This window comes from Streptomyces sp. NPDC096310, assembly GCF_044763125.1.
In the GTDB taxonomy this organism is placed as follows: Bacteria; Actinomycetota; Actinomycetes; order Streptomycetales; family Streptomycetaceae; genus Streptomyces.
In genome coordinates this window covers 653,313-676,750 of record NZ_JBIWFO010000001.1, presented here as the reverse complement: position 1 = coordinate 676,750, position 23,438 = coordinate 653,313, and the positions used below count along the sequence as shown (strand labels likewise).

Annotated in this window: 25 protein-coding genes and 1 pseudogene; 11 read left to right on the top strand and 15 right to left on the bottom strand. The window is 67.6% G+C overall.

The annotated features are described in order from the left end of the window. Positions 1-201: 201 nt before the first annotated feature. The 5 genes from ACIQ7D_RS02700 to ACIQ7D_RS02680 all read right to left on the bottom strand — a co-directional run bounded on the left by ACIQ7D_RS02700 (position 202) and on the right by ACIQ7D_RS02680 (position 4,430). Positions 202-891, bottom strand: coding sequence for a hypothetical protein (locus ACIQ7D_RS02700; protein ID WP_403932799.1), 690 nt, complete (start codon positions 889-891; stop codon positions 202-204). 105 nt (positions 892-996) lie between these two features. After that, on the bottom strand, positions 997-1,521 hold the full coding sequence (locus ACIQ7D_RS02695) for a copper chaperone PCu(A)C (RefSeq protein ID WP_403932796.1): 525 nt from the start codon (positions 1,519-1,521) through the stop codon (positions 997-999). Next, complete coding sequence (locus tag ACIQ7D_RS02690; RefSeq protein WP_403932793.1) at positions 1,518-3,794, bottom strand: heavy metal translocating P-type ATPase; 2,277 nt, start codon at positions 3,792-3,794, stop codon at positions 1,518-1,520. Before ACIQ7D_RS02690 ends, ACIQ7D_RS02695 begins: the two co-directional genes overlap by 4 nt. Further along, the gene (locus tag ACIQ7D_RS02685; RefSeq protein ID WP_403932790.1) at positions 3,794-3,973 is read right to left on the bottom strand and encodes a hypothetical protein; all 180 of its coding nucleotides are present in this window, start codon (positions 3,971-3,973) and stop codon (positions 3,794-3,796) included. Before ACIQ7D_RS02685 ends, ACIQ7D_RS02690 begins: the two co-directional genes overlap by 1 nt. A gap of 229 nt (positions 3,974-4,202) precedes the next feature. Next, the gene (locus tag ACIQ7D_RS02680; RefSeq protein WP_403932787.1) at positions 4,203-4,430 is read right to left on the bottom strand and encodes a TSUP family transporter; all 228 of its coding nucleotides are present in this window, start codon (positions 4,428-4,430) and stop codon (positions 4,203-4,205) included. 17 nt (positions 4,431-4,447) lie between these two features. Between ACIQ7D_RS02680 and ACIQ7D_RS02675 the strand changes: the two genes are divergently transcribed. From ACIQ7D_RS02675 to ACIQ7D_RS02650, 6 genes are all read left to right on the top strand, one after another. Beyond that, positions 4,448-4,984 carry a hypothetical protein gene (locus ACIQ7D_RS02675; RefSeq protein WP_403932784.1) on the top strand — a complete coding sequence of 179 codons (537 nt, stop codon included), beginning with the start codon at positions 4,448-4,450 and terminating at the stop codon, positions 4,982-4,984. A 436-nt stretch (positions 4,985-5,420) separates the two neighbouring features. Continuing rightward, a complete protein-coding gene (rpmF, locus tag ACIQ7D_RS02670) occupies positions 5,421-5,591 on the top strand; it encodes a 50S ribosomal protein L32 (RefSeq protein ID WP_403932781.1) in 171 nt (56 codons plus the stop codon). A gap of 5 nt (positions 5,592-5,596) precedes the next feature. Next, positions 5,597-6,775, top strand: coding sequence for a GTP-binding protein (locus tag ACIQ7D_RS02665; protein ID WP_403932778.1), 1,179 nt, complete (start codon positions 5,597-5,599; stop codon positions 6,773-6,775). Positions 6,776-6,932: 157 nt separating this feature from the next. Continuing rightward, entirely contained in the window at positions 6,933-8,414 is a 1,482-nt protein-coding gene (locus ACIQ7D_RS02660; protein ID WP_403933792.1) for a Y4yA family PLP-dependent enzyme, read from the top strand. Continuing rightward, positions 8,411-9,736 carry a pyridoxal-phosphate dependent enzyme gene (locus tag ACIQ7D_RS02655; protein ID WP_403932775.1) on the top strand — a complete coding sequence of 442 codons (1,326 nt, stop codon included), beginning with the start codon at positions 8,411-8,413 and terminating at the stop codon, positions 9,734-9,736. Before ACIQ7D_RS02660 ends, ACIQ7D_RS02655 begins: the two co-directional genes overlap by 4 nt. A gap of 5 nt (positions 9,737-9,741) precedes the next feature. Next, a complete protein-coding gene (locus tag ACIQ7D_RS02650; RefSeq protein ID WP_403932772.1) occupies positions 9,742-10,959 on the top strand; it encodes an aminotransferase class V-fold PLP-dependent enzyme in 1,218 nt (405 codons plus the stop codon). A 15-nt stretch (positions 10,960-10,974) separates the two neighbouring features. On the opposite strand, the gene ACIQ7D_RS02645 is transcribed toward ACIQ7D_RS02650, so the two are convergent. Both ACIQ7D_RS02645 and ACIQ7D_RS02640 read right to left on the bottom strand, forming a co-directional pair. Then, on the bottom strand, positions 10,975-11,283 hold the full coding sequence (locus ACIQ7D_RS02645) for an ArsR/SmtB family transcription factor (RefSeq protein ID WP_403932769.1): 309 nt from the start codon (positions 11,281-11,283) through the stop codon (positions 10,975-10,977). A gap of 52 nt (positions 11,284-11,335) precedes the next feature. Then, positions 11,336-11,638, bottom strand: coding sequence for a hypothetical protein (locus ACIQ7D_RS02640; protein ID WP_403932766.1), 303 nt, complete (start codon positions 11,636-11,638; stop codon positions 11,336-11,338). A gap of 288 nt (positions 11,639-11,926) precedes the next feature. Here ACIQ7D_RS02640 and ACIQ7D_RS02635 point away from each other — a divergent pair, with 288 nt between their 5' ends. Beyond that, positions 11,927-12,769 (top strand): class I SAM-dependent methyltransferase, encoded by an 843-nt coding sequence (locus ACIQ7D_RS02635; protein ID WP_403932763.1) that lies wholly within the window; start codon positions 11,927-11,929, stop codon positions 12,767-12,769. Positions 12,770-13,029: 260 nt separating this feature from the next. Here ACIQ7D_RS02635 and ACIQ7D_RS02630 read toward each other — a convergent pair whose 3' ends face one another. The 8 genes and pseudogenes from ACIQ7D_RS02630 to ACIQ7D_RS02595 all read right to left on the bottom strand — a co-directional run bounded on the left by ACIQ7D_RS02630 (position 13,030) and on the right by ACIQ7D_RS02595 (position 19,892). Continuing rightward, on the bottom strand, positions 13,030-13,608 hold the full coding sequence (locus ACIQ7D_RS02630) for a dienelactone hydrolase family protein (RefSeq protein WP_403933790.1): 579 nt from the start codon (positions 13,606-13,608) through the stop codon (positions 13,030-13,032). 357 nt (positions 13,609-13,965) lie between these two features. Next, positions 13,966-14,241 (bottom strand): annotated as a pseudogene (locus tag ACIQ7D_RS02625) (transposase domain-containing protein); the annotation flags it as partial. A 76-nt stretch (positions 14,242-14,317) separates the two neighbouring features. After that, positions 14,318-15,109 carry an SDR family NAD(P)-dependent oxidoreductase gene (locus ACIQ7D_RS02620; RefSeq protein WP_403932760.1) on the bottom strand — a complete coding sequence of 264 codons (792 nt, stop codon included), beginning with the start codon at positions 15,107-15,109 and terminating at the stop codon, positions 14,318-14,320. A gap of 167 nt (positions 15,110-15,276) precedes the next feature. Continuing rightward, positions 15,277-16,089, bottom strand: a complete 813-nt coding sequence (locus ACIQ7D_RS02615; protein ID WP_403932757.1) for a sugar phosphate isomerase/epimerase family protein — start codon at positions 16,087-16,089, stop codon at positions 15,277-15,279. 57 nt (positions 16,090-16,146) lie between these two features. Continuing rightward, complete coding sequence (locus tag ACIQ7D_RS02610) at positions 16,147-17,568, bottom strand: MFS transporter (RefSeq protein WP_403932754.1); 1,422 nt, start codon at positions 17,566-17,568, stop codon at positions 16,147-16,149. An 81-nt stretch (positions 17,569-17,649) separates the two neighbouring features. Next, positions 17,650-18,447 (bottom strand): IclR family transcriptional regulator, encoded by a 798-nt coding sequence (locus ACIQ7D_RS02605; RefSeq protein ID WP_403932751.1) that lies wholly within the window; start codon positions 18,445-18,447, stop codon positions 17,650-17,652. An 84-nt stretch (positions 18,448-18,531) separates the two neighbouring features. Beyond that, positions 18,532-19,167, bottom strand: a complete 636-nt coding sequence (locus tag ACIQ7D_RS02600; protein ID WP_403932748.1) for an AAA family ATPase — start codon at positions 19,165-19,167, stop codon at positions 18,532-18,534. After that, complete coding sequence (locus ACIQ7D_RS02595) at positions 19,164-19,892, bottom strand: bifunctional 4-hydroxy-2-oxoglutarate aldolase/2-dehydro-3-deoxy-phosphogluconate aldolase (protein WP_403932746.1); 729 nt, start codon at positions 19,890-19,892, stop codon at positions 19,164-19,166. The genes ACIQ7D_RS02600 and ACIQ7D_RS02595 overlap by 4 nt, the downstream gene beginning before the upstream one ends. A gap of 66 nt (positions 19,893-19,958) precedes the next feature. Here ACIQ7D_RS02595 and ACIQ7D_RS02590 point away from each other — a divergent pair, with 66 nt between their 5' ends. The 4 genes from ACIQ7D_RS02590 to ACIQ7D_RS02575 are packed head-to-tail and all read left to right on the top strand — an operon-like array spanning position 19,959 to position 23,437. Next, on the top strand, positions 19,959-20,972 hold the full coding sequence (locus tag ACIQ7D_RS02590; protein WP_403932743.1) for a Gfo/Idh/MocA family protein: 1,014 nt from the start codon (positions 19,959-19,961) through the stop codon (positions 20,970-20,972). A gap of 1 nt (position 20,973) precedes the next feature. Continuing rightward, complete coding sequence (locus ACIQ7D_RS02585) at positions 20,974-21,960, top strand: LacI family DNA-binding transcriptional regulator (protein WP_403932740.1); 987 nt, start codon at positions 20,974-20,976, stop codon at positions 21,958-21,960. After that, entirely contained in the window at positions 21,957-22,520 is a 564-nt protein-coding gene (locus tag ACIQ7D_RS02580; RefSeq protein WP_403932737.1) for a VOC family protein, read from the top strand. Before ACIQ7D_RS02585 ends, ACIQ7D_RS02580 begins: the two co-directional genes overlap by 4 nt. Then, positions 22,517-23,437 (top strand): sugar phosphate isomerase/epimerase family protein, encoded by a 921-nt coding sequence (locus ACIQ7D_RS02575; protein ID WP_403932734.1) that lies wholly within the window; start codon positions 22,517-22,519, stop codon positions 23,435-23,437. The genes ACIQ7D_RS02580 and ACIQ7D_RS02575 overlap by 4 nt, the downstream gene beginning before the upstream one ends. The last annotated feature ends 1 nt before the right edge of the window (position 23,438 follow it).

Genomic DNA, 23,438 nt, shown 5'->3' with positions numbered 1-23,438 from the left:
GATGTCCTTCTCTGGTGGTCCGGGACCATCCGGTACGGCGCCGCGCGAGCCGGTGTCGGGCACGCCGGGCGTGAGGTCTGCCGCTGCGGAAGCTCCCGGGACGGGAGTGAGATGGAGGCGTGGAACGTGCACGCCCCGCGCCCGAGGCCGCGGAACCGACAGACGCGGCACCAACGGGACGGCCTCGGGAAGCCAGCTGTCTCAGATGACAGCGATCCCGGCCGGAGGCCCCCGAGAGATGATCGTGTACGTGAGCGTCAGCCGTGGAATCCGCTCGACGCATGCGCGCTTCGGCCGCAGGCTGGGCCGGCGCGGTGGAACGGGCAGGACGGCAAGGGGCAACCGCAGCGGAGCGGCCAGCCAGCCGGCGACGGCCCGCAGGAGCCGGAACGCGGCCCGCTCGCCGTACGCCAGCCACAGCCCTGTCAGCAAAGCTGCCAGTGTGTGGGCGCCGAGCATGCCAAGCGGCGACATCCCGCCGGTGCCATGGGCCAAGTGACCGAGGTGCTCCGCGTGCGGCGCGTCGCCGATGCACATGGACCCCGTGGAGCTCATGTCCATCGGGTCCATGGGCATCGAGCCCATGGACATGCCGCGCATGTCCTGAGCCACGCTGCCCGTGCCGGATACCGGCGCCGCCGACTGGTCCCACGAGAAGGCCAAGTGGAGCACCCCCTGTGCGACGACTACGACGGACACCACCAGCGGGAGACCCCGTTCACGGCCCGCAAGAGTCCAGCCGGCACCGCTCGTGGCGGCGAAGCCGGCGCACATCGTCCACCAATGCACTGTGGAGCCCGACATCAGGACGTGGCCCAGGACGGCGAGCAGCACACAGACGGCCGCGAACACCGCGGCCCGTATCGTGCGCCCACACCGCCCAGCAGTCATGACGGCCTCATCCTCGCATCCGGTCTCCGCTCGTCCCGGGTGGGACAGGACACAGCGCCCTGCCGAAACCCGACGGGCAGTTCGGCCGCCCCCAGGGGTGAGGCGTCATGTGCTGTCCCGGCCTGGACTGACCACCACCGCCAGGGCCTTCACGGCCCCGCTGCGCTCGAAGTGCAGCGTGAACGAGACGAGGTCACCGGCCTGCCAGCCCTTCTCCGCCGGCACGATCACGTCGAGGCCGCCCGGGGACATGGCGACGCTGTCGCCGGCGGGGACGGCGACAGAGTCCACCGTCTCGTCGGAGGCCGTGTTGGAGCCGGTCATGACGTGCTGGCTCAAGGTGGGCGCGCCCGCGCCGGCCCCGGCGGTCGTCACTTTCAGCAGACGGTCCGCCGCGCCCCCGCCGTTGGTGATCCGGAAGAACGCAGCCGTGACCGGGGTGGCACCGGTGGGCGCGAACAGCTTGCCATCGGTGACCTTGATATGGGCCGGGCTGCCCGCGTTGCCGTAGGCGGTCCACATACTCAGCCCGCCGAGCGCGAGACCGCACATGGCTGCGGGCGCGAGCACGGTGAGCAGGGTGTCGGTGAGCCTGCGGCGGGTCGGGGGGCACAGGCGCTGTTCGGTCATCGGGTATGTCTCCGAGAGGCGGCGGACGAGGGCAAGGGCTGCCAGGCGCGCAGCCGCAGGCTGTTGATCACGACCAGTACCGAGCTGGCCGACATTGCCGCCGCGGCCAGCATCGGGTTGAGCAGGCCGACCATGGCGAGCGGGACGGTGACGACGTTGTAACCGAACGCCCAGACAAGGTTCGTGCGGATCGTGCCCAGCGTGCGCCGGGCCAGCAGAACCGCGTCCGCGAGGGCCTCGATGTCACCACGGACGAGAGTCACGTCGGCGGCGCCGATGGCCACGTCCGTGCCGCTGCCCATGGCGATCCCGAGGTCGGCACCCGCCAGCGCGGCGGCGTCGTTCACACCGTCGCCGACGACCGCGACCCGGTACCCCTGCTCCCTCAACTCCCGTACCAGATCGGCCTTGCCCTCGGGAGTGCAGCGGGCATGCACCTCCTCGATGCCGAGCGCCTCGGCGACGGCCCGGGCGGGCGCCTCGCGGTCGCCGGTGGCCAGCACGGGCCGTACACCGAGCCGCCGCAGCCGGTCCACCGCACGGTAGCTGCCGGGCCGTACGACGTCCCCGATCTCGATCAACGCTTCGACCGTGCCGTCCACTCGAACCACCACAGGTGTGCGAGCGGCGGACCCGGCTCCTGCCAGAGCCTCCGCGAGCGCCGCAGGCAAGTCGTCGTCGGGCGCCAGGACTTCGACCAGTCGCCCCTCGGCGCGCCCTCGCACTCCGCGCCCCGGCAACGCGCTGAACTCGCTCACGTCCGGCAGCCGCCGCTCGCCCGACTCCCGCCGTGCGTAGGCGGAGACGGCCCGGCCGAGCGGATGCTCCGAGCCCTGTTCCACGGCCCCGGCCAATCGCAGCACCGTCTCGCTCCCGAGCCCGTCCGGCACGACCGTGACCCTGGCGACGGTCATGTGGCCTGTGGTGAGCGTGCCGGTCTTGTCCAGGACCACGGCGTCGAGATGCTGAAGCCCCTCCAACGCCTGCGGTCCGGTGACCAGGACACCCAACTGGGCACCTCGGCCGGTCGCGGCCATCAGCGCGGTCGGAGTCGCGAGGCCCAGCGCGCACGGGCAGGCCACGACCAGGACGGCCACGGACGCGGTGATCGCTGCCTGGGGATCGGCACCGGCGCCCAGCCAGAACCCGAGCGCGGTGACGGCCAGCGCCAGCACCATCGGCACGAACACCCCGGCGACAGAGTCCGCCAGCCGCTGCGCCCGCGCCTTCCCAGCCTGCGCCTCGGTCACCAGCCGGGCGATCCGGGCAAGCTGCGTGTCCACGCCGACCGCTGTCGCCCGTACGAGCAGCAACCCGCCGGCGTTGACGGCCCCGCCGACCACCGTCGAACCCGGCCCGACCTCCACGGGCTCGCTCTCCCCGGTGACCAGGGACAGGTCCACGGCTGAACTGCCCTCCGCAACCTGCCCGTCGGTGGCCACTCGCTCCCCCGGCCGCACGACGAAAACCTGCCCGGTCCGCAACTCCTCGATCGGAATCAGCCGTTCGGACCCGTCATCCGCACGGGCGGAAACCTCCTTGGCCGAGAGCCGGGCCAGCGAGCGCAGCGCTTCTCCGGTCCCGTGTCGCGCTCGTGCTTCCAGGTACCGCCCGGCCAGCACGAACAGCGGTACACCGACGGCGGCTTCGAGGTAGATGTGCGCGACACCGTCCGAGGCAGTGGGCACGAGGGTGAACGGCATCCGCATCCAGGGATCGCCGGCGCCTCCGAGGAAGAGCGCGTACGACGACCATGCGAAGGACGCCCCCACGCCCAGGGACACCAGCGTGTCCATGGTGGCCGCCGAGTGCCGCAGCCCCCGGACCGCCCGCTCGTGGAAGGGCCATGCGCCCCACACGGCGACAGGCGCGGTGAGCGCGAAGCACAGCCACTGCCAGTTGCGGAACTGGAGAGCGGGCACCATCGACAGAACGAGCACGGGGAGGGCGAGAATGGCGGTGACGACCAGTCGGCGCTGTTCCTGTCGGGGGCCCTCGGTCTCACCACCGTCGCCGCCCGCGGGTTCGCGCTTCTTGGGCGGCTCGGGCAGGGCTGCCGTGTAGCCGGCCTTCTCGACCGTCGCGACGAGTTCGTCCGGGCCGATGTCCGCCGGATGACTCACGCGAGCCATTCCCGTGGCCAGGTTGACTGTCGCCGTGACACCGTCCAGCTTGCCGAGTTTCTTCTCGACCCGGGTCACGCAGGCCGCGCAGGTCATGCCGCCGACGGTCAGATCGGTCGTCACCAGCACAGTCCCCGGTTCGGCGCGCATCAGCCGTGTCCCCCCTGCATGTCGCCCATGTCGTCTCTACCTCCGCCACCGTCGCCGCTGGTGCTGTCGCCGTGCATTCCAGGTGCCACAGGGCCGGCGCCGACGCCCACCGCGAAGGACACGGTGAAGATCAGGGCCAGCAGCAGGAGGAAGCCGCACAGCGCGAGCGGGGGTGCCACTTTGCGCAGAACTGTGTCCGCGCCGCTCGAGGAGGCTTGCCGGAACTCGTCCATCAACCGCGTCTCCAGGTCCCATCGCACGACGTCTGATCGCGCCGTACCAGTTCAGTAGTCGGACGGACCATCGTCCGGGTTCCGCAGCACAGGCGTGGTGCAGGTCACAGCAAGGGGTGGGGGCTGACCTGACGCCGGGTGTCCGACGGCAGGGCCTCCGATTGGTCTGCTCCTTTCAGGCGACCGCCACGCGAACGAGCACGAAGACCGCGACCGCCAGTACGAAGACCGAGAACGCGCGTTGCAGCGCCTTGGCCGGGGGCCGACTCACCACCGTGAGCGCGGGAACGATGAGGAACCCGCCGCCCACGCCGAACAAGCCGGTCAGAAAACCGACCAGCGCGCCGACGGCCGCCGCGCGCGGCAGACACCGGCGCAGCTCCGGCGGAAATGTCTTCGTCAAGGGGCTGCCCGCCGGCCATGAGCGTGCCGTGCCCGGACGTCGGGCTGATGACCGTGTGGGACCGATGGGGCTCCTCCCGTGCCCCCGAGGATGAACCGCTTCTGACGGGAGACGCGCTGGTGCACGCGGACCCGGCGGCGACGAACTTCCTGATCGGGGACGGCCGGGCGTGGCTGATCGACTGCGCGTGGGCAGCCCGGGGACCGGGATGGGCCGACGCGGTGCTGTGGGGGTTCCGGCTGCTCCTGGACGGCAGGCAGACCCCGGAGCACTCCGCCGGGTGGGCAGCGACCGTTCCCGCGTTCGCGCGGGCGCCCCGCAACGGCGTACGGGTCCTCGCCGAGGCCGAGGCGCGGTCGTGGGAGGACTGGCCGGACGCGCCGGCGGTGATGCGCAAGCCGTGCTCCGCCAGTTCGGCACCGAGCTGCTCCGGAGTCAGGAGGTACCAGATGTCCGACGCGGTGAACTCGCTGACGGGCCGGCCGTCCTGGGTGGTGCGGTACGTCATGTGCCAGGTCACCGCGTTGTCACCGGCCGGTTCGGCCGACGCGTGACCGGCATACCGGCGACGTCCGATGGTCACCTCGCCCATGGGTGAGGCCGGAAGGGTTTGCGGTCGAATCGGCGGAGTCAGATTCAATACCGCCCGTCCGTTCGGATCCAGCTTCCGCTCCAGGATCGCCCAGAGCCCTTTGCGCTCGGTCGGCGTCAGATGTCCGATGACACAGCACCGCGTCGGCCCATCCCGGTCCCCGGGCTGCCCACGCGCAGTCGATCAGCCACGCCCGGCCGTCCACGATCAGGAAGTTCGTCGCCACCGGGTCCGCGTGCACCAGGCGTTGCCTGGCATGCACCCTCCATGAAATCTGAAATGATAATCGTTTAGTTTAGTCGGGTCTGGAGTTCGCACGCCACGACGGCGATCCCTCATTTGATAATGGGATCCATTTCCATGTACCGTCTGCTGCTCACCCACCGAGGAGATGTGTCATGGCCGTTCCGAAGCGGAAGATGTCCCGCAGCAACACCCGCCACCGCCGGGCGCAGTGGAAGGCCACGGTGCCCCAACTGGTACCGGTCGCCCTTGACGGGGTGGTGTACCGAGTGCCCCAGCGACTGGCCAAAGCGTACGAACGCGGCCTGCTGCGTCCGGAGGGCTGAAGGCCATGACGCATGGCCGACTGCCCGTCACCGTCCTGTCCGGGTTTCTCGGCGCGGGCAAGACCACTCTGCTGAACCATGTACTGAGCAACCGCGAGGGCCTGCGCGTCGCGGTGATCGTCAACGACATGAGCGAGATCAACATCGATGCCGCGCTGGTGCGGGGCGGCGAGGCCGCACTGTCGCGCACCGAGGAACGGCTGGTCGAGATGACCAACGGGTGTATCTGCTGCACCCTTCGGGACGACTTGCTGGAGGAGGTCGACCGGCTGGCCCGCGAGAACCGGTTCGACTATCTCCTCATCGAGTCCAGCGGCATCTCCGAGCCCATGCCGGTCGCGGCCACCTTCGCCTTTCCGCGGGACGACGGCGCGACCCTCGGCGATCTCGCGCGACTCGACACCATGGTCACCGTTGTCGACGCCGCGAACTTTCTCCCGGAACTCGCGGGCGGAGATGGTTTGGCCGAACGTGGGCTCGACCAGTACGAAGACGACGAACGCACGGTCAGTGACCTGTTGATGGACCAGATCGAGTTCGCGGACGTCATCGTGCTCAACAAGCTCGACCTCGTCGACACCGAGCACGCCGATCGGCTCCGGGCGGCGCTCTCCCGCCTCAACCCCGTCGCCAGAATCGTGCCCGCGACCCGTGGTCGCGTCGAGCCGCACGAGATCCTCGGCACTTCCCTGTTCGACCTGGAACGCGCAGAACAGGCGCCAGGCTGGGTTATGGAGCTCAACGGCGACCACGTCCCGGAGACCGAGGAGTACGGCATCTCTTCCATGGTCTTCCGATCCGAACTTCCCTTCCACCCAGGCCGGTTGTGGACTTTCGTCACCGAGGGCCTCGACAGCGGAAACTTCGGACAGGTCCTGCGCTCCAAAGGGTTCTTCCGGCTGGCCAGCCGCCCGAACGTGACCGGCCTGTGGTCGCAGGCCGGCACCGTCGCCCGCTTCGAACCCTCCGGCGCCCGCGACGCGGACACCGCCCAGGGCCAGGAACTGGTCTTCATCGGCACCGGGCTGCGCGGCGACGCTCTGCGAACCGCCCTGGCCCACTGCCTCATCGCTGACGAAGAGGCCGTGCCCGGCGACGATCCGTTTCCGGTCTGGGACACGTTCGGCATCGACGACGCCTGCGAGCAGGAACATGCCACATCGCTGTCGGTGCACCGGGCCTGACGGTGTACGGAGCACGGAGCCCCTACCGGGATCGAGCACCTCCTCAGCCAGGACCGAACCGCACGTCGGCACCGGCGTGCCGTGCGTCACCGCCGCACATACGACTCAGAAGCCCGGGGAAGGTATGCGTCCGAACAGTCACGAGCAGGCGGACACCATGGCCGACCGAGGAGGCAGGTTGAGCCCCTTGCCCTTGTACCTCGAACCGCGCGTCGAGCCGCGCATGGTCGACCTGTTACAGGAGGAGGGGTTCATCCGCGCGCTGGTGGACGCGCTCGGTTCACCATTGAACGTGCTGCTGCCCGATCAGGTCGCGGACAACGTTGCCAGATTCCGTTCCGTATACCGCAAACACCGTCTGAGCGGCACGATCTTCTTCGCCCACAAGGCCAACCGTTCGAGCGCTCTGCTGCGCAGGCTCGCCGTCACGGAGGCGTCGGTCGATGTCGCGTCGCTGGGAGAGTTGCAGCACGCCCTCGGCGCCGGCTTCACGCCGGACCGGATCATGGCGACCGGTCCCAAGGATCTGCCCTTTCTCTGGCTGGCCGCCCGGACGGGGGTGACGGTTCATGTCGACAGCCGGGCGGAGTTGGAGCAGCTGGCGGCTGTTGTCCGTTCGTCTTCGCTCCCGCGGGTTCGGATCGTGCTGCGTCTCTCCGCGTTCGACACCTACGGCGCCAAGGTACTGAGCCGGACCAGTCGTTTCGGCTCGCCTGTGAGCGAGCTCGACAGCCTCCTCGGAGCGGTCGTCGAGTGCGGCTCGGCGGTGGAGCCGACCGGGGTGGGTTTCCATCTGGACACGACCAATGTCGCGGAAAAAGCTCTCGCGCTGGAAGGCAGTCTCACCGCCATGGAGGTACTGCGCGAACACGGTTTCCGCCCCCGGACCGTGGACATCGGCGGCGGGTTCGGTGTCAACTACCTGGCTCACCACGAGCAGTGGGAGCGATACACCACCGAACTGACCATGGCGGTCCTGGGCCGACGGTCTGCCCTGTCCTGGCGCGGTCATGGCTACGGCTTGCGCAACGAGAACGGCACAGTGCGCGGGTCGCTCGGCCTCTATCCCGCCTACCGCCCCGTTGCCGGCGAACAGTACCTGGACGAGATCCTGTCGAGCCCCGCCGGATCGGAGGCCGGAAACACCCTGTCCTCCGCACTCCTGGAGAATCTCTACGACCTCAGTACGGAGCCCGGCAGAGCCCTCGTCGACCAATGCGGCATGGTGGTGGCCCGCGTGCTGGAAGTGCGGCGTACCGACGACGGGCCGCCTCTCGTACGGCTGGCGGCGAAAGCGGACGACATCGGTCTGGAGGATCACGGGATATTCGTGGATCCGGTGATCCTCGGCCATGACGCGGCCGGTGACAGCGAGGGCGTAGGGGTGTTCCTGTCCGGCAGCCTGTGTCTGGAAGGGGATCTCATCTCACGCCGGCTGATGTTCCTTCCCCGCCTGCCGAGACCCGGCGATCTGCTCGCCTTCGTGAACACCGCGGGCTACTGCATGGATTTTCAGGCCAGCAGGGCTCAGCACCTGCCTGCCGCGCAGAAGGTGGCTGTCTGGCAGGACGACGGTTCCTGGCGATGGAGTCTGGACGAACAGTACTGGCCGACGGCAGGTCTGGGGGGAACGCAGTGAGGTACGACAGCATCACCGCGGCGATCGGAGACACGCCGCTCGTTCGCATCGAACCCGCGGTCCACGGGCTGCGTCACATCGATGTGTACGCCAAGTTGGAGATGCTGAACCCCTTCGGGTCGGTGAAGGACAGGGCGGCGTGGAACATGGTGCGACCCGGGCTGGAGTCCGCGGTCGAACAGCACAGTCAGATCGTGGAACTCTCCAGCGGTAACACGGCCAAAGCGCTGTCGGTGATCGCCGGCATGTACGGGCTGTCCTTCAAGAGCGTCACGAACCGGATGCGGGTCCCGGAGGTCAGGGACCTGCTCCTCCTGCTGGGGGCCGAGATCGAAGAACTCCCCGGCCGCAGCGAGTGCCTCGACCCCACCGACACCGAGGATCCGCTGACCCTCTTCCACCGTGCCCTGTCCGACCCGGACAGCACCTACCTGCACACGGACCAGTACTACAACGAGAGCAACACGCGGGCACATGAGCTGGGCACCGGCCCGGAGATCCTGGCGGACCTGGACGGCCGGGCACCGGACTGGTTCATTGCCTGCGTGGGCACGGCGGGCTCTTCCACCGGGGTGGCCAGAGCGTTGCGTGCGGCTGATCCCAAGGTCCACGTCGCGGGGCTGGTCGCCCACAAATCGGATTTCGTTCCGGGCATCCGCACCATCGACGAGGTGCACGAGGTGGGACTCTTCGACCCCGCCACGTACGACAGCATGGCGTCCGTCTCCGCCGACGAGGCCATCGAGGGGATGCTGACGCTGAACCGCCGGTGCGGCATACTCGCGGGTCCCACCGGAGGCGCCGCCTTCCACGGCGCGATCCGTCATCTCCAGGCGGCCGACACTCCGACGGCGGACGGCGAGCGGCGGACCGCGGTGTTCATCGTCTGCGACCGGGTCGAGAGCTACCTCAGCTACGTCAAACAGCGCCGGCCGGACCTGTTCGGTCTGAAGGAACGCAAGAACTCCCTCCGGGACGTCTCCGAGGCGGAGCTGGGCGCGGTCATTTCTGTTCCGGCCCACGAGGCCGAGGCGTGGATCGGCACGGCACACCCGCTCATCATCGATCTGCGGAGTGCCTCCGCCTACACCGCCCTCCACATCGAGGACTCGATCAACATCGCTGACGAACTTTTCGGAGAACTCGTCCGCACCGGTCTCCCCTTCAGCCGACGCAGACCTGTGCTGCTGGCCTGCCCGGTCGGAGACAGATCAGCACGGTTCGCGGCCCTGCTGACCCGGATGGGACATGCCGAAGCGCGGAGTCTGGACGGCGGGATCATCGCCTGGCGTGACGCCGGCGCACCGCTGGTGAGGGACTGACGTCGATGCCCTCAGACATACCGGCCGCCCAGGCCGCGGATTTCCCCGAGGAGTTGCGGGCCTGGCAGCGCGCCCTGCGACCGCAGTTCCCGATCCTCACCGGCCACCCCGAGCTGGTCTACCTAGACAGCGCCGCGACAGCCCAGAAACCGCAGGCCGTGCTCGACGCCGTCCAGACGTACCTCACAACGGCGAACGCCAACGCCGGACGTGGCACCTACCCCTGGGCGAACGCCTCGACCACCTTGGTCGAACGGACCAAGGAACAGGTCAAAGCCTTCTTCGACGACCCGGCGCCGGATCGGTCCACCGTCCACTTCACCAGCGGCACCACCGAGGGGCTGCGCACCGTAGCGCGCGACTGGCTCGCCGGAGCGCTGCGGGAGGGGGACGAGATCATCGTGCCGCTCGCCGACCACCAGGCCAACGTCGCCCCCTGGAGGGAGGCCGCGGATCTCCTGCTCTCCCGGGGAATGCGGGTAGCGGTACGCGGTATGCCGTACCAGTCGTCGTCGGGTGACTACGACATGCGGGCACTCGCCTCCATGGTCGGCCCGCAGACCCGTTTCATCGCGGCGACCCATGTCCATCACGTCTATGGCGCGAACATGAACGTCCCTCGCATCCGTGAAGCGGTCGGCCCGGACATCCCTATCTGTCTCGACGCGGCTCAGAGTGTCGGGCATCTCCCGGTATCCGTCCGGGATCTCGATGTCGATTTCGTGGTGTTCTCCGGCCACAAGGCCATGGCCTTGCCGGGGTCCGGCGCCGTCTGGGCCCGTCAGAGCCGGGGCCCACGGTTCGCTCCGGGCGGATGGAGCGGAACGCCCAACACCACCGGCATCGTGAGCCTGTCAGCTTCCCTCGACTGGCTCGACCAGGCGGGCGTGGATCGTGTCGAGCGATGGACGACAGCCCTCGCGCTACGGCTGACCGACGGTCTGCGGCTCCTGCCCAGCTATCAGGTGCTGGGGTGTCAAACGAGCCTGGCACGGGATTCTCAAGTTCAGCACCGCTGCGGGATAGTGACGTTCCGTCACCAAGCCATCGAAGCAAGCGACTTGGGGTTCATCCTCTTCGACCACGGGTTCATGGTGCGCACGGACGGACACTGCCAGGGCGAGGCGGGCGAGCCCACAAGTTCCGTGCGGGTCAGCGCCCACCTCTACAACACTCCCGAGGAGATCGACCAACTGCTCGCCGTGCTCAGCTCCCTGGAGTGAGGAGCGGCGGCCCGTTCACTCCCGAGCGTGCCGGATGGCGTCCAGGACGATATGGGCCACATGGTCGTCGGTCAGTGAGTACTCGACCTCCCGGGCCTGGCGACGGGCCGAGACGATGCGGGTGGCACGCAGCACCCGCAGGTGCTGTGAGACGAGCGGCTGGCTCACACCGAGCGCCGTGACAAGTTCATGAACGGCCTTGGCACCGTCAGTCAGCTCTCTGACTATCCCGAGCCGCACCGGCGACGCCAGGGCCCGCAACAACTCACTGGCGGCGTGCAGACCCTGGTCCGGCTCGTCACCGGAGTCGCTACTGGGATTCATTACCACATGCTGACATTAGCATGTCAGAATTCAACCCCGCCCAAATGGGCGATCAGTGATCGTCCCAGTGGTCTTCATGCGCCGCGTGCCGGTGGCCGTCATGCACGTAATCGGTGTGATCGTCGTGCGGCACGGCCACATGACCGCAGTCGGCACCGTGCGTGTGCGCGTGCCCCTCGTGCACGGCGTGCCCACCGGTGGCGCACTCGTCCGCATGCCCTTCGTGCATGGTGTGGATGTGCCCGTCATGGGCGTAGTCGACGTGGTCGCGGTGTGGCAGCGCCACATGTCCACAACCCTCCCCGTGCACGTGGGGGTGGCCTTCGTGGATGCGGTGACTGGCGGCAGTCGTCATGAATCGCTCCCGGTCAATCGGTGCGGGCCGGGCCGTCAGGTCGACGGCGCGGGTTGTTACATTGCGATATCAGCATATGCGAACTCCACTATATATCGACTCTCAAGAGGCCGCGCCGCCACATGCGCATGCGCTCCGCCATGCAGGACAGCGCTTAATGGATATGATTTCCAAGAACTGCGGATCCGGTGGCCGTCGAAGCATCCTGCCGCAGGTGGGAGCCGTATCGCCCCAGAGGTGACGCGGCAACCGGACAAGCACATCAGGAAGCTGAGGGATCGGGATCACATGGGCATGAGTCTGCCAACGGCCGCACGGTGGGTTGACCGCTGGGAACAGCAGCAGCAGCGGTACGCGGTAGACCGCGAGGAACGCTTCACCGTCATCGCCGACGTCGTCGAGCACGTGACCACCGGCCGCCTCAACCCCCGCATTCTGGACCTCGGCTGCGGCCCCGGATCGCTGCCCGCACGGCTGTCGAAGCGGCTGCCGCACGCGGAAATCGTCGCCGTGGACATGGATCCCCTGCTCCTCGAACTGGCCCGCACCCGCCACCCCGACGCCGCCCGCTACGTCGAGACGACCATCGGCACCACAGGATGGGTCTCCGGTCTCCAACTCTCGGGCCCGCTGGACGCAGTGGTCTCCACCACGGCGCTCCACTACCTGCCCGAAGACATCCTGCGGCGCACCTACGCGGAACTCACTCCGCTGCTGCGCGACGGGGGCGTACTCATCAACGCCGACCACCTCTCCCAGGACGGCGGCGCCACCACCGCCGAGATCACCGCCCATGTCGGCCACCGGCGCGCCGAACGACAGCAGGCGTACGCACATGAGGACTGGGAATCCTGGTGGACCGCCATCGAGCAAGAACCCGAACTGGCCGAGCTGCTCGCCGTACGACGCCAACGCGGAGTGGCACACGCCAACGGCTGCGCACTCACCGTCACCCGTCACCTCCAGCTCCTCCGCGAGGCCGGCTTCGCCCAGGCCGGCTCCGTCTGGCAGATCGGCAACAGCTGCGTCATCGTCGCCATCCAGGAGCAGTGGGCCAACGGGCAGGCACAGGCAACAGCACGCCGTACGAGGCGCTCCGCGACAGTGCGACCCAGCAACGGGAGGGCGTGAAACCGAGGCAGAGGGGAAACCACGCGTTTCAACTGCCGAAGCGGCTCGCGGGTCGATTCTGTACGAGCGGCGGCAGCCCTAGGCGGGCAGGCGGCTGGTGTTACGAGCCGGGGTGCGCGGGCTTGCGCCGTCGAAGCGACCGGCGTACGGGTTCCTGCGCAGGGCTGGCCAGGATTCAGCGTGGTCTCGTGGGCCGGCCCGTTCACCGGGACGGTGGACGGGCCGCGAGCCAGCCGGACAGGATCAGGCTGTTGATGCCCCTACTTGATGCGGCCGAGGAAGCCGAGCACCCGATGGCTGACCTGCCGTGCGGCCTGTTCGTCGTAGGACGGCAGGCTGCTGTCGGTGAACAGGTGCCTGCCGCCAGGGTAGAGGAACAGCTCGGCATCCGTCGCCGTCTCGACGAGCGCACGGCCGGCGTCCACATCGCCCTCCCCGGCAAAGAACGGATCTGCATCCATGCCGTGGATCTGGACCGGGACCTCCTGGGGCCAGGCACCGCCGAACTCCGAGACCGGGACGCATGCCTCAAGCAACAGTGCCCCCCTTGCGCCGGGGCGGGTCTGGGCCAGCTTCTGCGCCGGCAGGACGCCGAGCGAGAAGCCGACGTAGACGAGCTCCGCAGGCAGCCCCTGGGCGGCTGCGGTTCCGCGTGCAATGATCGTGTCGAACCCGGCATTCAGGGCGTAGCCGGCGCCTTCCTGGAGGCTGTCGAATACCTGCCCCTCGTATAGGTCTGGGGCGTGGACGGTGTGTCCGGCCTGTCGTAGCTGCTCGGCGAACTCGCGAACGCCGGCGGTCAGCCCCTGTCCATGGTGGAAGACCAGCACCTCAGCCATATTGCTCCCCTCGTACTGTGGTGCCCGGGTGGCGCCGCGGCACGAGTATGGCCCGCGGCACTGACATCCGTGGGGCTCGGCCGACAGCGTCAGGTTGGTGGTCCCGGTTCGGTGAGGCGGGCTTCGAGGTCGGCGACTCGCCGGTCTTGGAAGCGCAACCAGCGTGACCAGACGCAGCATCGGGTATCCGGCCGGCCGGTTCTGTCCTGCCTTCGCCTTGGGGAACACCAAGAGGTTCGCGGGTGTGTCCGCCAGGGCGATCTGGGTGCCGTCGATCGCGACCACCAGCCTGCCCGCGAACCGTGTCATCTGCGTCGCCGTCACCGCTGCGGGGCCTTTGACCAGGTCGAACAGTGCTTTCAGTGATGTGGGGCCGACCCGTCGCATCGCGGCCGTGATCGATGAACCTGCCGGCATCGGCAGCGGCACGGGCAGTGAGGTGGTCAGCCGGGACCAGATCCCGGTCCAGCCCTGTCCGGTGAACAGAGCGCCTGCGAGCAGAAGGTAGGCCACCACCCGCGACGGCAGCCGCCGCACCCGCTGTTGCAGACCACCTGCGGATGCGAGTGCCTCGTCGACGAGATCGAACGGAACAACCTGGGTCAACTCGCCCAGGCGCCACGGCGAACACATCGGGGGCATGCGTAATGACAGAATCGGACACCGCAGCCCTTGTGGAGGAACACAAGTCTTGGCGGAACAGTTCCCGTCAGGACTTGGAGCTGGGCCGACCGGGAATGTGACTGAGAATGGACTTGGAGAAACCTCCATCGACACAGACATCTTGGCCGGTGACATATCCTGCCAGCGGGCTGACAAGAAACTCGATCACGTTCGCGATATCCATCGGGTCGCCAATTTTCGACAACGGGATGATCTTTTCCCTTGCCTTCTTGACTTCGGGATCGAGGTACATTTGTTCAGTCATCTGCGTGCGAGTCATGCCCGGGGATACCACGTTCACGCGGATTCCGTCAGGCGCCCATTCCAGTGCGAGCGTCTGAGCCAACAGCGTGAGCGCAGCCTTGGTCGGACTGTAAGCACCCGATCCGGCATGTGGGAGCTGGCCGGACATTGAAGAGGTGAAACAGGCGGACCCGCGGCTATCCTTCAGGTGCGGGTAACTTGCTTTGGCAAGTAGCCACGCCCCGCGGAGGTTGACGGAGAACATGCCGTCCCAGTCCTCAAGGGAGAGATCCTTGAGTGCGCCAGGGCTGGCGATTCCGGCGTTTGCCACCAGCGCATCCAAGCCGCCGAATTCGTCGACCACAGCGGTTACCAGCTGACCGGGCACATCAGGATCGCCCAGGTCTCCAGTCAATGCAATGGCTTTGCCGCCCATCGACTGGATCGATCGGACGACCTCGTCTTGTCGCGCGTTCGCAGTAAGGCCGGATACCGCGATCATCGGCTGTTCGCCACGGGCAAGCGCCGCCTCTGCGAGCCTCAGGCTTGCAGCCGCGCCGATGCCGCTGCTTCCGCCACTGACCAGAACTCTCATTGCACACTCTCCTTGTATATTTCCAGCGGGCATACTCGGCAGGCCACACAAGTCGTGACAGCTGTATCTGATGCGTTTCGAAGCACTTCGACTCACATCGGTGATCGAGAACAGTCACCTACTGTTCGATGACCCTCGGAGTCACTCTGAACCCCGAGGCGCTGAAATCACCCTCCGAGATTCCAACCCTCTTCACTGAGGTCACGCATCGCCTTCGCGAATTCTTCAAGGGTGTTCTCTTCGCGGATGACTTCGAGCACGACGTTGTCTACCCCGATTGTTTCTTGGACTGCTTTACCCAACCCGTTCCAATCGATCACCCCAGTGCCGATGGGGTCGTGGCCCCACGTTTCCGTACCCGTGTCGGAGATATGCATGAGTGCAACCGATCCGTGGTGTGAGCGCAGACCCGATACGGGATCCTCTCCGATGTAAGCAGCGTTCGCGACGTCGTACACGATTTTTAGTGCATCGTCATTGACCGTGCCGACGATGTCCGCCAGTTCCTTAATCGTCGGAGCAAAGCAGTAGGGGGTGTTCTCGAAGAGGAGTCGTTTTCCCGCCCGCTTGGCCAGCGGGACCAGCTCTTCCAGGCTTTCGTGCATCCACCCGTAGACGTTCTCGAGTGAGGGGGAGATCATAGGACGCCGCGTGCCGGGTGAGATCACAATTTCCGGGACATCCCAAGCTACCGCAAGATCGATCACCGACGTGATGTGCTCGATGCTCTTCCGGCGCATGCTGGCACCAGGACTGGCCAGATTGATGTCGTATCCGCCGGCATTCAGGGATCGGATCTTGGCGCCGTTCTCGTTGAGCGTCGCCAGGATTGCCGAACTCTCGGAGCTGGAGATCTCTTCCGGCCAGCAATGTGGAGAGCTGATGGGCACCTCGAAGGTATTGTACCCATTCTGGGTCAACTCGGATATCGCATCGATCGCCGTTGTCGACCAAAGGTATGAAAAAGTGTTGATGATCATATGAATTTCCGTTCAAACTTTGAAGTGTCCCCATCGCACGCTCGGGAGCAGGGGCGGCTACGACCGGGAGTCCTTGTACTGTTCAGGGGCTGAACTGACAGCAGTGGACGAGTTCTCGCTCATGACGACGGCGATGATGTCGGTCGCGGAAACGATCTCCCGCGGGGCACGGCTGCCAGTCTCGGGGAGCGTGAAGTAGACGATGAGGCACAGGGTGACGATGACGATCATGTAGAGCGCCACGTACATGGGGCGTCCGGCGCCGACGAACGCGGCCGCGATGAGGGGTGCGGTGCCGCCGAAGAGGGCGATGACGATCTGATGGGCGAACCCGATCCCGGAGACGCGGACCGAGGCGGGGAACAGCTCAGCCTGGATGGTGGGGTAGACGGCTTGCCAGATTCCGAGGACAACCCATCCGGAGGCGGCGACGATGACGTAGACACCGAAGCCGGGCGCCTGCAGGAGCAGAAGGAGCGGATAGAACAGGACGATCATTCCGATGGCGCCGATGATGGGGAAGATCTTCCGGCGACCGAGACGGTCGGAGAGGTAGCCGGTGGCGGGGACGACGACAACCAGCAGGGCCAGGCCGATCGCGCTGCCGGCAAGGGCGGAGGACAGGTCTCGGTCCGAGGTGAGGTTGGCGTAGGTGGGCAGGAACGTCGCCCAGGTGTAGTAGGCCACGGCGGGAGCGGAAAGGGCAGCAGTCTGCAGGATCGCCTTGGGGTGCTCGCGGAGCAGCTGGAGGAGCTTCGCGGGTGCGGACTTCTGCTCGACGAGCGTGCTGGCTTCGAACTCCGGAGACTCGTCCGAGCGGGCGCGGAGGATGAGTCCGGCGACGCCGACCACACCACCGATGATGAAAGGGATCCTCCATCCGTAAGACGCCAGGGCGTCGGCGGCGAAAACAGAGGTGACGGTGGCTGCGGCGCCCGTTGCGGCGAGGGTTGCCAGCCCGCTGGCCATGTTGGTGAAGGAGCCGTAAAGTCCGCGCCGGTTGGCTGGAGCGTGTTCCACCATGAACGCGATGGCGCTCTGCCCCTCGGCGCCGGCGGAGATGCCCTGGAGGATGCGGGCGACGACGAACAGGATCGGCGCGAAGTAGCCGATGGTCGCGTATGAGGGTGTAAACCCGATGATCAACGTGCCGAGAGCCATCCCCGAGACCGCGAGAGACAGGACGCGTCGGCGCCCGTACCGGTCGGCAAGCGGAGAGATGATAATGCCGCTCAGAGGCCGCACGATGAACCCGATGGCGTAAGTGAGGAACGAGGCGATGAGGGACGCGAACTGGGAGTCCGCGGGGAAGATCTGCGCAGAGAAGACAGAGGCGAGAAGACCGTATATATACCAGTCGTACCACTCGACAAAGTGCCCGACGGTCCCGGCGAGCAGGTTACGGGCGTGTCCCTTACGCGGGACAGGATCTGCGCTGTCGGGGGTGGATGCGACGGGCGCGTGACGTGAGGCCGTCATTAAATTCTCCTTTGAATTTGGTCGCGAGTGAGCATCCCCACGCCCGGGCCGAGGGTCGCTGAACCTGTTGCATCTGCCTGTCTAGGCGGAGAGTTCCTCGTCTGCGACGAGGTAGGCATAGCTCAGCCAGCTCCGGGAGATGTCAGCCGCGGCCGCGAGCAGGGGCGGCGACAGCTCGGCCATGCGCGCTCGGGTCATCCGCACGGAGGGGCCCGCGATGCTGATCGTCCCGGTGGCCTCCCGGCCCGGTCCGGCTCCGTGGATGGCGGCCGCCACGGCACTGATACCGAGGTCCATCTCCTCAATCGTCGTGGCGTACCCGCGGTGACGAACCTCGTCGAGCTCGACCTGGAGAGCGGACCGATCGAGGGCGGATCTGGGGGTGACGTCGAGAAGGCTCTCGTGCGCCAGCACGGTCGCGACTCGGTCCGGAGAAAGAGTGGCGAGCCACGCCTTCCCGGATGCAGTGGCGTGGGGGACCGCGTCCTGGCCCATGACGGGGTCGATGCGGAGGGACGAGTTCGCCCCCTGGGCTTTGGCGATCCACTTCAAGGAGTCGTTGGTGACTACCGCCAGGCGAACGAGTTCTTCACACTCCGCCGCGAGCGAGTCCAGGCTTCGCTGAGCCCACGTTCCCACTGCTGACGAGGACAGCTGGCGGAGCCCCAGGGCGCCGAGGCTGTGAGTGGCGAAGTAGCTGGAGGTGCGGGGATCCTGATTCACATAGCCCGCGTCGACCAGGGCGGCGAGGAGGCGATGAGCGATGGCCTTGTTGATGCCCAGGCGCTCGGCGATCTCCGTGACGCGTCGGCCTTCGCGATGCGGCGCCAGCAGTTCGAGCACATGCATCGCATTGGTGACGTCATCGGCTAGTGCCATGTCCTCGTCTCCTCGCCATCGTGGATCCAGGTCCGCGTCGCCTGTAACGCGGTTACAAAAATTCACACGCGTCCGCCCTCGCTGTCAAGCCCCGCGGCCATCCTGGTCGTCAGACCCCGAGAACGCAGCGGTCAGATCCTGCTGCACCAGCTCACGCAGACGCGTGAACGCCGACTCGTCATCGTTCACGACGACGTCGTGCTCGCCGGTGTTCCAGCGGCACTCGAGTGCACCGAATCGCTCCCAGTAGACGTCCCATCCGGCGAGCTTGACCCGGTCCCGCTCGCTGCCGCGCTCGATCAACCTTTGCCGCACGACCTCGGGCGAGGTGCGCACGTGGATCACCCGGATGCGAGCGGCGGGCCAGCCTGCACTCTCGGTCGAGCGACGCAGGAAGTCGGGGTCTCCGAGGTACGCCACGAACGGCGCGTCGAGGACGACGGAGTGGCCGAGTTCCAGGTTCCGGCCGGCGGTCGCGAAGAGCGTCTCGTACTCGGCCGGCATGACCGTCCGCAGGTACAGCTCGTTCGATTCCCGATCGGAGGGATCCTGCCCGAACGCCTCGAGAGCCACTCGCACGAGGGGCCCGGCGAGCGTGTCCTTGTCGAGATACGCCGCGCCCGTGAGGGAGCTGAGGTGTCTCGACAGGGTCGACTTACCCGACCCCGCCCCGCCGAGCGTGATGTAGGCGACGGGCAGGGCGCGGACGTCGGATGTCACCGCTTCACTCGCGCGATCGCGGCCACGAACTCCTTCGCCGCTGCGGTGACCTTGCCCATGTCGCCGTCGGGGCGGCCGGCCTTGGTGATGGCGCTGCCCACTCCGACCGCCGCGACGCCTGCGGCGAACCAGTCACCGACGTTGGCGGTGGTGACGCCACCCGCCGGAAGGATCGGGACGTGCGCGAGCGGCGCCAGGACCGCCTTGGCGTAAGGGATGCCGCCGGCTTCGGTGGGGAAGAGCTTGACGATGTCCGAGCCAGCCTCGGCCGTGTCGAGGATCTCGGTCGGTGTGTAGGCACCACTGATGGTGGCGATCTGGTAGCGGTTGGCGACGCGGATCATCTCGGGGTTGAGGTTCGGGCTGACGAGGAACTGCGCGCCGGCCTGAATGCTCGACCAGGCGGCGTGCCCGTCGAGGACGGTGCCCGCGCCGAAGGCCACGTCTTCACCGGCGAAGCGCTCGGTCAGGCGCTCGATCACGGTGAGGGCGCCGGGGATCGACAGGGTGATCTCGAGGGCGCGGATGCCGCCGGCGACGGCTGCCGAGGCGACCTCGAACGCCTCCTCGGCGGTGTCGAGGCGGACGATGAGGACGTTGCCGGAATCGCGGATGGTCTCTATGACGTCGAGTTTCTGGAACATGACCCTGATGGGTACACCACTTTTGCGCGTTCCGCGAGCCGCGATCCGGATGCGTTGACGAATCGCCGCGAGGTCTGGCATCTTCGATTGCAATCGATCTCAGCAATCGTTCTCATCTTCGAGGGCGACTGATGCGCCGGGATCCTCATGGAGACGAAGGAGTCGACGGCGGTGGATCATTCCTCTTCGGCCCCTCGGCCCTCGGCCGTGGTGCTGGGTGCGTCCCACTGGCACGCGCCGCTGTACCGTGCCGGGCTCGCTCGACACTTCCGCGTGACGGCGGTGCAGGACCCCAACCCCGCGGTCTCTCGGGCATTCGCCGAGCCCTTGGGCGCACCCGTCACGGCAAGCGTCGACGAGGCTCTGGGCCAGGACGGCATCGAGGTGGCGTTCGTGTTCTGCCCGCACCACGAGATGCTCGCGGTCGGCCGAGAGCTCATCGACCGCGGCATCCCGTTCGTGATCGAGAAGCCCGCCGGTGCGAGCCTCGACGACCTTCGGACGATCGAGGAGGAGGCGCGCTTGGCCGCCGTGCCGGCGACCGTGCCGCTCGTCCAGCGCGGCGCCCCGATCGACACTTGGCTGCGACAGGCCGGCGACATTGTCTACGAGCGGATGGCGTTCGTCGCCGGTCCGCCCTCGCGGTACCGGCGGAACGGCAACCCGTGGATGCTCGAACCCGCCCTCTCCGGTGGCGGCAGCCTAATGAACCTCGGACCGCACTTCGTCGACCTGGCGATTCGCCACCTCGGACACCCGGTCGACGTCGTCCAAAAGCTCTCCACCACGCTGCACGGCGAGGCGGTCGACGACCACTCCACGATGGTCCTGACCACCGTCACGGGCCGCGAGGCAATCGTCGAGGTCGGCTACGCGTTCCCCAACTCGCCGCTGAAGCGGTACTGCAGCTTCACCGCGGCCGGGACCAACGGGTTCGCCACCGTCGACACCACCGGAGTCGCGACGTTCACCGACCAATCCGGCATCACCAAGAGGGCCGTCCTAGAGGTCGACAGCGACCCGCTGTACGACGTGTTCGTCACCGGCGTCGCCGACACGCTCACGACCGGGTTCGCGGGCCTGCCGACGCTCGCCGAGCTTCTGACCACCATGGAGCTCATCTGGTCGCCGCACCTGGAGGGGACGGCGCGTCGTGGCTGAGGTGAGCATCGACGACGTCGCCGAGGCGGCCGGCGTGCACCGCTCGACCGTGTCGCGCGCGTTCTCGAAGCCGGATGCCGTGCGCGCGGCGACCCGGGAACACGTGCTGCGTGTCGCAGCCGAGCTCGGGTATTCGATGAACCCCCTCGCGCAGGCTCTCCGCCGCGGCTCGAGCAACCTCATCCCGCTGATCGTTCCGGACATGACCAATCCGTTCTTCGCCGAGCTGGCGCGCACGACCGCCGCCGCCGCCGAAGCACGCGGCTACCAGCTGATGCTCTGCATCACCGACGGCGACACCGGGCAGACCGCCGACTACGTGAGCGCGATGCAGTCCATGTACTCCCCCTTCGGTATTGTCGCCCCCTCAACCCGGGTCAACCTTGAGGCGCTCCGCCGGTACGCGTTTCCGAACCGGGTTGTCGTCATCGACCGGGTCGAAGACGACCCCGCCGTGCCCACTGTCACTGTCGACAGCGCCCGGGGCGTCGACCTCGCCTTCGACCACCTCCTTGGTCTCGGCCACGCGAACATCGCCTACGCCCCGGGGATCGTCGGCACGTACACCGCCCAGGATCGCTGGGACGCCTACCACCACGCCGCCGAGCGTCACGCCCTCCCGCCCGTGGTCCTGGAGGCGGCGCCCGGCGCCGATCCGGGGCCGGGGATCGTGGACCACTGGATGCGGGAACCGATCCGCCCGACGGCGGTGATCGCCTCCAACGACCTCATCGCGTTCGCCATGATCTCCGAGCTCGGCTCGCGCGGACTGACCGTGCCCGCCGACCTGTCGGTGGTCGGCTTCGACGGCCTCGACCTCGGCGCCCAGTTCAACCCCCGGTTGACCAGTGTCCGACAACCAATCACCGACCTCGGACGGATCGCCATCGAACTCGGCGAGGCCCTCATCGCCGGCGGCCCGCCCGGCCACGTCGTGCTCGAGCCATCGCTTCTCATCCGCTCCTCCACCCAGGAACTCCGCTCATGAATCCGAACCCCGGTCGCCTTCCCGGTCTGCAATACGTGGACCACGTGGCCTTCACCGTCCCCGACCTCGACGACGCCACCCGCCTGTTCACCGTTCTTCTCGGCGCCGAAGAGCTCTATCGCTCCACCCGCGGACCCGATGCCGCGGTCATGCCGGAGCACTTCGGCGTGCCCGCGGACGCGCACCTGGAGCTGCGCATGCTCCGGCTGCCGCCGAACCTGAACGTGGAGCTGTTCCAGTGGTGGAGCGAGGACCGCTCCCCCGTGTTCCCGCGCGCCAGCGATGCGGGCGGGCACCACCTCTGCTTCGTCGTCGACGACGTCGACGACGTCGTCGCCGCAGTCGCCGACCTCCGGGGCGTCGAGATCCTCGGTGCGCGCAAGGAGGTCGCCGGCGACAGCCCCGCTGTCGCCGGGAACCGGTGGGTATACGCCCGCACCGCTTGGGGACTCATCCTCGAGTTCGTCGACCGCTCGCGGGTCGTCGATCCCCCGCGCCTCGTCGGCCCCCACGACTGGCACACCCACTCGACCCCGAATGCCTCGGAGACACCCTCATGAAGATCGCCGGTCACACCCTCGGCACCCCCGATTACACCGTTCCCGAAGCGCTCAAACTCTTCGCCCGAGCCGGCCTGGATGCCGCCGAGGTGATCTACCAGGACGACTACACGAGCGGCCTGCCCATCGGCGGTGCCGCGGCAGCGGCGGAAGCGGCACGCGTCGCCGACGGCGAAGGCATCCCCGTCATCGGGCTCACGCCGTACACGACCGCCATCAACGCGACCGACCAGCGTATGCGCGGAGCAGCCGTCGACGAGCTGCGGTCGGCCATCGACATCGCCCACGCGGTCGGCGCGAACCGCATACGAGTCTATTCCGGCGCGTGGCAGCCGGGCCAGCAGGACCACGCCGCGCACTGGACGCAGCTCGTCCGCTCGTTCCAGGAGCTCTCCGGCCCGGCGGCGGACGCAGGCGTCGTGCTCTGCGCCGAGAACCACTTCGGCACCATGACGCAGACCGCGCGCGACACCGCCAAGCTCATCCGCGCGGTCGACTCGCCCGCCGTCCGCGTCCTATACGACCAGGCGAACCTCACCTTCACCCACGACGAGGACGTCGACGACGCCTTCGCCGTCCAGGGCGATCTCATCGGCCACGTGCACGTCAAGGACCTTGTCTTCAAGGACTCGAACGCCCCGTTCGTCGCGTCCGAGACGGCGCGCGTGCACGCCGAGGAACGCGCCGTCATCTCGCGCGTCGTCGGCGACGGCGTCCTCGCCTGGTCGCCCATCCTCCGGCGCCTCCGCGAGGTCGGCTACGACGACGTGCTCTCGCTCGAATACGAGTACCGGTGGCATCCGCAGGATCTCGACGCCCCCGAGATCGGATTCCGTCGCGGCGCCGAGCACCTCCGTACGCTGCTGCGGCAGCTCGATCTCGAGGCGACCGCCCAGGACGCCGAGGTCCGCTCGTGAC

Bases quoted from the DNA above. Each gene is read 5' to 3' on its own strand.
- ACIQ7D_RS02700 (WP_403932799.1), bottom strand. From the start codon at position 891: ATGACTGCTGGGCGGTGTGGGCGCACGATACGGGCCGCGGTGTTCGCG.
- ACIQ7D_RS02695 (WP_403932796.1), bottom strand. From the start codon at position 1,521: ATGACCGAACAGCGCCTGTGCCCCCCGACCCGCCGCAGGCTCACCGAC.
- ACIQ7D_RS02690 (WP_403932793.1), bottom strand. From the start codon at position 3,794: ATGCGCGCCGAACCGGGGACTGTGCTGGTGACGACCGATCTGACCGTC.
- ACIQ7D_RS02675 (WP_403932784.1), top strand. From the start codon at position 4,448: ATGAGCGTGCCGTGCCCGGACGTCGGGCTGATGACCGTGTGGGACCGA.
- rpmF (WP_403932781.1), top strand. From the start codon at position 5,421: ATGGCCGTTCCGAAGCGGAAGATGTCCCGCAGCAACACCCGCCACCGC.
- ACIQ7D_RS02665 (WP_403932778.1), top strand. From the start codon at position 5,597: ATGACGCATGGCCGACTGCCCGTCACCGTCCTGTCCGGGTTTCTCGGC.
- ACIQ7D_RS02660 (WP_403933792.1), top strand. From the start codon at position 6,933: ATGGCCGACCGAGGAGGCAGGTTGAGCCCCTTGCCCTTGTACCTCGAA.
- ACIQ7D_RS02650 (WP_403932772.1), top strand. From the start codon at position 9,742: ATGCCCTCAGACATACCGGCCGCCCAGGCCGCGGATTTCCCCGAGGAG.
- ACIQ7D_RS02645 (WP_403932769.1), bottom strand. From the start codon at position 11,283: ATGAATCCCAGTAGCGACTCCGGTGACGAGCCGGACCAGGGTCTGCAC.
- ACIQ7D_RS02640 (WP_403932766.1), bottom strand. From the start codon at position 11,638: ATGACGACTGCCGCCAGTCACCGCATCCACGAAGGCCACCCCCACGTG.
- ACIQ7D_RS02635 (WP_403932763.1), top strand. From the start codon at position 11,927: ATGGGCATGAGTCTGCCAACGGCCGCACGGTGGGTTGACCGCTGGGAA.
- ACIQ7D_RS02630 (WP_403933790.1), bottom strand. From the start codon at position 13,608: ATGGCTGAGGTGCTGGTCTTCCACCATGGACAGGGGCTGACCGCCGGC.
- ACIQ7D_RS02620 (WP_403932760.1), bottom strand. From the start codon at position 15,109: ATGAGAGTTCTGGTCAGTGGCGGAAGCAGCGGCATCGGCGCGGCTGCA.
- ACIQ7D_RS02615 (WP_403932757.1), bottom strand. From the start codon at position 16,089: ATGATCATCAACACTTTTTCATACCTTTGGTCGACAACGGCGATCGAT.
- ACIQ7D_RS02610 (WP_403932754.1), bottom strand. From the start codon at position 17,568: ATGACGGCCTCACGTCACGCGCCCGTCGCATCCACCCCCGACAGCGCA.
- ACIQ7D_RS02605 (WP_403932751.1), bottom strand. From the start codon at position 18,447: ATGGCACTAGCCGATGACGTCACCAATGCGATGCATGTGCTCGAACTG.
- ACIQ7D_RS02595 (WP_403932746.1), bottom strand. From the start codon at position 19,892: ATGCCAGACCTCGCGGCGATTCGTCAACGCATCCGGATCGCGGCTCGC.
- ACIQ7D_RS02590 (WP_403932743.1), top strand. From the start codon at position 19,959: ATGGAGACGAAGGAGTCGACGGCGGTGGATCATTCCTCTTCGGCCCCT.
- ACIQ7D_RS02580 (WP_403932737.1), top strand. From the start codon at position 21,957: ATGAATCCGAACCCCGGTCGCCTTCCCGGTCTGCAATACGTGGACCAC.
- ACIQ7D_RS02575 (WP_403932734.1), top strand. From the start codon at position 22,517: ATGAAGATCGCCGGTCACACCCTCGGCACCCCCGATTACACCGTTCCC.